This is a genomic window from Desulfonatronospira sp. MSAO_Bac3, from assembly GCF_003838035.1.
Lineage (GTDB): Bacteria > Desulfobacterota > Desulfovibrionia > Desulfovibrionales > Desulfonatronovibrionaceae > Desulfonatronospira > Desulfonatronospira thiodismutans.
This window is the reverse complement of sequence record NZ_QYZY01000062.1, coordinates 1-3,787: the sequence shown is the minus strand read 5'-3', so window position 1 is coordinate 3,787 and position 3,787 is coordinate 1. Positions and strand designations below refer to the sequence as shown.

At 50.9% G+C, this 3,787-nt stretch carries 5 protein-coding genes; all 5 read left to right on the top strand.

Annotated features, from left to right (window positions below; genetic code table 11):
* The coding region (locus D5S03_RS02300) for a phosphotransferase (protein WP_287042563.1) at positions 1 to 677 on the top strand (677 nt) is incomplete at its 5' end.
* 103 nt (positions 678 to 780) lie between these two features.
* Complete coding sequence (locus D5S03_RS02295; protein ID WP_287042562.1) at positions 781 to 1,680, top strand: GAK system ATP-grasp enzyme; 900 nt, start codon at positions 781 to 783, stop codon at positions 1,678 to 1,680.
* Positions 1,681 to 1,687: 7 nt separating this feature from the next.
* Positions 1,688 to 2,896 (top strand): GAK system CofD-like protein, encoded by a 1,209-nt coding sequence (locus tag D5S03_RS02290; protein WP_287042561.1) that lies wholly within the window; start codon positions 1,688 to 1,690, stop codon positions 2,894 to 2,896.
* A 49-nt stretch (positions 2,897 to 2,945) separates the two neighbouring features.
* Positions 2,946 to 3,341 (top strand): amphi-Trp domain-containing protein, encoded by a 396-nt coding sequence (locus D5S03_RS02285; RefSeq protein ID WP_287042560.1) that lies wholly within the window; start codon positions 2,946 to 2,948, stop codon positions 3,339 to 3,341.
* Positions 3,342 to 3,400: 59 nt separating this feature from the next.
* Positions 3,401 to 3,601: a UXX-star selenoprotein family 1 gene (uxx1, locus tag D5S03_RS02280; RefSeq protein ID WP_435050722.1), complete on the top strand. Its 201-nt coding sequence runs from the start codon at positions 3,401 to 3,403 to the stop codon at positions 3,599 to 3,601.
* The last annotated feature ends 186 nt before the right edge of the window (positions 3,602 to 3,787 follow it).

The window sequence follows — 3,787 nt, the reverse complement described above, 5'->3', positions numbered from 1 at the left end:
TGGAAAACGCTTTGTTCATCCTCAAGGAAACCCTGTCAATCATATGGAAAGATACCCTCAAGAACAAACAGGTAAGTTCCGGATTTATGAAGCAGCTTGCCCAGCGCATCGACGACGTGCTCATGATTCACCCGGAATTCAATTTTTCCGAAGCCAGTATCGGATCCCTGACCACCCCTTCTCTGGAGGACGTTATCAGGATCCTTAGCGAAGTGGAGGCCGAACTTAATGCTCCATTCTGCATATTTATCCACGGTGACTTTAACACCAACAACATAATCTACAATCAGAAAGAACAGCAGATTTACTTTATTGATCTGCACCGTTCGTGTTATGGGGATTACGTGCAGGATGTATCTGTATTTCTGGTATCCAACTATCGCAAACCCGTTTTTGATGCCGGGATACGCAGGCTCATCAACCGGCTGAACCAGGATTTTTTCAATTTTTCCAGGCGATTTGCAGCGGAAAATGCAGATGAAACCTTTGATGCCAGGCTGGCCATGGGACTGATCCGCTCCTTTTTCACTTCCACACGCTTTGAACTCAACCAGGAATTCGCTCTTGGCATGTACCAGCGGGCCCTGTACCTGGCTGAAAAAATCATCGCCCACAGGGGAAGGCCCTGGAGAGAGTTTTCCTTGCCGCCGGATGTGTTTAAATATTCAAGCTTCTGATGTGCCGGGCAATTAGAGCCCAAAATGGCCAGGTCTTTGAAAATGCTCAATAATAAGAAGAAACATGCTAAAAAGGTCCGTATAAAAAACTCACTACAAGACCATGAACGCTCCAGAAAAAGACAGAAAAATAGCCGTGATAGGCAACCCCGGCAGCTGGTCCACTGAAAAACTGGCGGACGCCCTGGAAAATAAAACCGGGTTTCGCTGTGTTGTGGACATATCTTCGGTGATTTTCGATATAAACCACAAGACTCTGTTTTACGGGGACCTGGACCTGGCTACCCTGGACGGACTGGCTATCAAAAAAATCGGCCCCGTGTATTCGCCGGATATGTACAACAGGCTGGAAATGCTTCGCTTTTTCTGCAGCATGGAAATACCGGTATTCTCCAGGCCGGAAATGATCATGCAGGCCGTGAACAGGCTCAGCTGCACTGTGAACCTGCAGATAGGCAACATTCCCATGCCGCCGACAGTGGTTACCGAGGACATGGAACTGGCCTGCGATACAGTGCGCAGATTCAAAAAGGCGGTGTTCAAGCCTCTTTTTTCTTCCAAGGCCCGGGGAATGCTGGTAGTGGAGGAAGGGTATCACTGCCGATCAGCCATTGCCGAATTTCAGGCGTCAGGCAACAGGACCATGTACATCCAGAAAATGGTTTCCATTCCCGGCCGCGACCTGGGCGTGGCCTTCATGGGTGGTGAATATATCGGCACTTATGCCCGGCGCAAGGGCGACTCCTGGAACACCTGCACATCCAGCGGAGGAAAATACGAGCGCTGTGAACCGGACCCGGAAATAATCAGCCTGGCCCACAGGGCCCAGGCCCTGTTCAACCTGGATTTCACCTGTGTGGACGTGGTGGAGACTGATCAAGGCGCAATGGTCTTCGAAGTCTCGGCCTTTGGGGGCTTCAGAGGTCTTTCCCACGCCTGGGGCATGGACGCCGCAGATATGTATGCCGGCTATATCCTGGACAACCTTAAGTATCGCTCCTGAAACCTGCATGCCTTCAGAATCTGCACATAAAATTCATATATGCCGGACAGTGACCCTGCCTGATCAGGTAAAGCTCACCAGGTATCTCAAGGTCCCTGAATTCGGCCCGAGAATACTTTTTTTCAGCGGCGGCACTGCTCTGAATCCCCTCAGCCGGTCCCTGGTGCGCTACACCCACAATTCCATTCATCTGGTAACCCCTTTTGACTCCGGAGGAAGTTCGGCCAAACTGCGCAACACATTCAAAATGCCGGCAGTGGGTGATATGCGCAGCCGCCTCATGGCTCTGGCCGACCAGAGCGTCAAAGGCAACCCTGAAATCTACAACCTGTTTGCCTACCGTCTGCCCAAGGATGAAGACAGGGAAAAGCTGAAATCCATCCTGATGCGCATGGCTGACGGTCATCATCCCCTGGTGCGCAGCATCCACGATCCCATGCGCAAAATAGTCTGCAGTTACATTACCGCCTTTGCCGGAAAAATGCCCGAAGACTTCGATTTAAGAGGGGCCAGCATGGGCAACCTCATTCTGGCTGCCGGGTATTTCAGCCACAATCGTCATATAGACCCGGTAATCTTTCTTTTTTCCAAGCTGGCTGAAGTACGGGGCCTGGTCAGGCCCATAATGAACAAGTATCTGCACCTGGTATCCAGGCTGGAAAACGGGGAAATCCTCCTGGGGCAGCACGAACTTACCGGCAAGGAAACCCCGGCCATAGAATCGCCGGTGCAGGAAATATATCTGAGCAGCAGCCTGAAAAAACCGGCACCAATATACCCGCGTCTCAAGGAAAAGGTCAGACGGCTGATACAGGATGCGGAACTTATCTGTTATCCCATGGGCAGCTTTTATTCCAGCCTCATGGCCAACCTGCTGCCCCGGGACGCAGGTTCAGCCATTGCCCGGAACGAATGCCCCAAGATCTACATACCCAATACCGGACACGATCCCGAAGAAAAGGGCACCAATCTCAGGCAGAGAGTTGAGATTCTTCTTTACTATCTGCACCAGAGCGCCGGAAAAAAACATCAGAACAGTCAGCTGCTCAATTTTGTCTTGCTGGACAAGGATCATGAATTGTATAAGGGGGGTGTAGACGTATCAGGAATAGAGAGACTGGGTGTAAAGGTGATAGAAGCCCCTCTGGTGGATCCTGAAAACCGGCCGTTTCTCAATGCGGATTTTCTCCTTGAGAGGCTTCTTTCCATGGTCTGAAACAATCGAGTGTATTACTCTATCATCAAAAAACAAACGGAGGACGAATATGAGCAAGAATGAACTTAAGTACAAGGCTGTTTTGGGTAAGGACCAGGTCATTGAACACCTGGAGAGTCTTATGCACGCAGTCAAGGAAGGACGTCTCAACGTACAGCATGAAGACCAGTCTCTGAGCCTTGCCCCGGGAGAAAACCTCAAGCTGGAAATCAAGGCCGGAGCCAAGGAAAACAAGGAAAAAATCGAGTTTGAACTGAGCTGGAGCGAAAACATGGAGCTGACTGACCCGGTCGGCCAGTTGAACATTTCCAGCACTGAGCCGGAAATGGAATCCTTTTCTGAAAACCCCTTGCAGGAAGGGGATGCTTCCAGCAGGTCACCGGCCTCTTCCGGACCGGCCATAGTGGCCGGAGATGAAAGCAGTGGGGAAAAGGACAAAAGCTGAATTTTAAAACTCCCGGGCAGGGCACTGCCCTGACCGGGACCATGAAAAAGGAACATATCATGCCCAGAACCATTATATACGGCAAAAGCACTTGACCCTTTACCAATAAGGCCCGTGAGGCTTATAAAGATCACGACTACGTGGATGTTGTGGAAAAACCGGAGGAACTGCAGAAAATGCTGGAACTGTCAGGAGGCAAGCGCAAGGTTCCGGTAATTGTTCAGGGCGAAAATGTAACCATTGGCCATAACGGCTCCTGAGGCGTGTAGTCTACCGGCAGGATGCCGGTTTGCAGGCGCAGAGGACAGGGATCAGAGGTCAGGGGTCAGGGGTCAGAGACTTTAGCGACTTAAGCGACTTTAGCGAAGAGGTCGGAGGGCAGAGGACGTCGCTTAAGTCGCTAACAGAGATCAGAGGTCTTTGCAGCCTGTGCTGAACTTTTTTCC

Coding starts and splice junctions, on each gene's coding strand:
- D5S03_RS02290 (WP_287042561.1), top strand. CDS start 1,688: ATGCCTTCAGAATCTGCACATAAAATTCATATATGCCGGACAGTGACC.
- D5S03_RS02295 (WP_287042562.1), top strand. CDS start 781: ATGAACGCTCCAGAAAAAGACAGAAAAATAGCCGTGATAGGCAACCCC.
- D5S03_RS02285 (WP_287042560.1), top strand. CDS start 2,946: ATGAGCAAGAATGAACTTAAGTACAAGGCTGTTTTGGGTAAGGACCAG.